Source organism: Bartonella refiksaydamii (assembly GCF_902652675.1).
Lineage (GTDB): Bacteria > Pseudomonadota > Alphaproteobacteria > Rhizobiales > Rhizobiaceae > Bartonella > Bartonella refiksaydamii.
In genome coordinates this window covers 1-1,890 of the sequence record NZ_LR736356.1, presented here as the reverse complement: position 1 = coordinate 1,890, position 1,890 = coordinate 1, and the positions used below count along the sequence as shown (strand labels likewise).

Genomic DNA, 1,890 nt, shown 5'->3' with positions numbered 1-1,890 from the left:
CCTGTGGAGAGGAAGGCTCTGGCCAATGTCCTGTGACTTTGGTGAAACCAGCCTCAAAGAAGCAGGAAATCAACCGTATATTTAATCAGAAATGATCATATTTACATAAGTTTGATAGAACGGACGCATAAACAGTATGATGCGATTGATGCCAACACTGTAGAACTAAAGGAACTTAAGAAATGAATATTAAACCACTTCGTACTGAAAGAGATTACCAAGAAGCTTTAGAAATTGTGTCTGCGATGTTTGACAATCAACCTAAAGAAAATACTCCAGAATTTGATCAAATGGAGGTTCTTGTGTTGTTGATTGAAGCGTATGAAGCAGAACACTATCCTGTTTCTCCTCCTCATCCTATTGAGGCTATTAAATTTAGAATGGAACAAATGAACTTAAGTGCTAAAGATCTCGTTCCTGCGATTGGTCATTTAAATCGCGTTTATGAAATCTTGAGTGGTAAAAGAAAACTAACACTGCGCATGATTAAAAACTTGCATCAACAATTTAATATTCCACTGGAAAGCTTAATAGCCTAGGCTTGTTCATCTTTCTCTTGCGGTCCTTTTATAAGCTCTACGGGTGCGTCTGTTTCTGCCATTTCAGTAGAAGACAAAGAAGCTTTTTCTTCATCAACTGTGGGAGGAGAGAATACTCCATCCTTATAAGTCCAGCCAATTTGCGCTTCACTTGAGGGAATTGCCTCACCATCAAAGGCATGGACATAATCTTCTGAAGCTACAATAATATTGGTTACCACACCATTTTCAACAACTGCATATTCCATCAAAAACTCCTATATAAAAAATCTCAACAAGATAGCTCCATTGCCACCGGCGCCGCCGGCTTTACTTCCATCCTTTCCAGGAAAATATCCGCCGCCACCACCACCGCCGCCGGCTTTGCTACCTTTCCCACCTGTACCCCCTTTATCACTACCACCGCCGTAACCACCCCGTCCATTGCCGGTGGCCGCACCACCGCCACCGCCGCCTCCACCAAAAACAGAGCTTCCGCCAAGATTGCTTCCACCAAATCCCCCTTTCCCTCCGGAGAAAACAAAACTACAACCGTCTCCAAACGTGTTTCCATTTTCCCCTCCATCACCACCTCTTCCATTATCACCCAATCCGCCCATACTATAGATGCATTCACCGCGACTACTACCCGCACCACCGATTCTGCCTTTGCTATTACCTCCACCACCCCCAGCGGCAAAGATAATTCCTTTAATAATTGTAGCACCACCACCATTACCAGCATTATTGTTACCGCCAATTCCTCCCTGTGCAATTTGGGCGATTCTTGAGTTTCTCAGCTGTGATCCCTTAATTTTAACACGTGCGTATTGACCACCGCCACCTCCACCTCCGCCATCGTTATTTCCACCATCACCTCCGCCGCCTCCACCTCCGCCCCACGCCCATATTTCAACATCTGTGTCATCGCTAAACCCCTCAGGCAATGGAATGGTACCGCTTTCTGTTATGAGGATTTCAACTGGTTTTTTGGTTAATGAAGTTATTAATTTATCTACTTCTGTTATCAATTTATCCACTTGCGCCTTCGTATAAACAGCTTCACCATCGATTTTCAGCGGTCCTTTCAAGGTGCTTCCTGTTGTGCTTAAATTTGTCACCACTTCACCATTATGGGTGAGACTGAGTGACGAATTGCCCAAAAGCTCTAAACCGCCACCCATGGTGACTTTGCTGGTAAATTTGTTGTAATTTTGCCATTCATTTGAGCTGGCTAAGCGCCCATAGCTTGTGAGATCTTTGTTGATCTTGGCTCGAAAATCGTCAAGCCCCACGATATCTTCTGTTTTATGTTGGTGTGCGCCTAACAGGGAGACAGCACTGCCAAAGGTGAAGTTATTGTTGCTTGATT

Annotated in this window: 3 protein-coding genes; 1 reads left to right on the top strand and 2 read right to left on the bottom strand. The window is 44.3% G+C overall.

The genetic code is table 11. From position 1 onward, the window contains the following. Positions 1-182 precede the first annotated feature (182 nt). A complete protein-coding gene (locus GQO39_RS08380) occupies positions 183-539 on the top strand; it encodes a helix-turn-helix domain-containing protein (protein ID WP_156851753.1) in 357 nt (118 codons plus the stop codon). On the opposite strand, the gene GQO39_RS08375 is transcribed toward GQO39_RS08380, so the two are convergent. Both GQO39_RS08375 and GQO39_RS08920 read right to left on the bottom strand, forming a co-directional pair. Next, positions 536-787, bottom strand: coding sequence for a hypothetical protein (locus GQO39_RS08375; protein WP_156851752.1), 252 nt, complete (start codon positions 785-787; stop codon positions 536-538). The genes GQO39_RS08380 and GQO39_RS08375 overlap by 4 nt on opposite strands. Positions 788-796: 9 nt before the next feature. Next, on the bottom strand, positions 797-1,890 hold a 1,094-nt coding region (locus GQO39_RS08920), incomplete at its 5' end, for a Bgr_08870 family protein (RefSeq protein WP_198039449.1).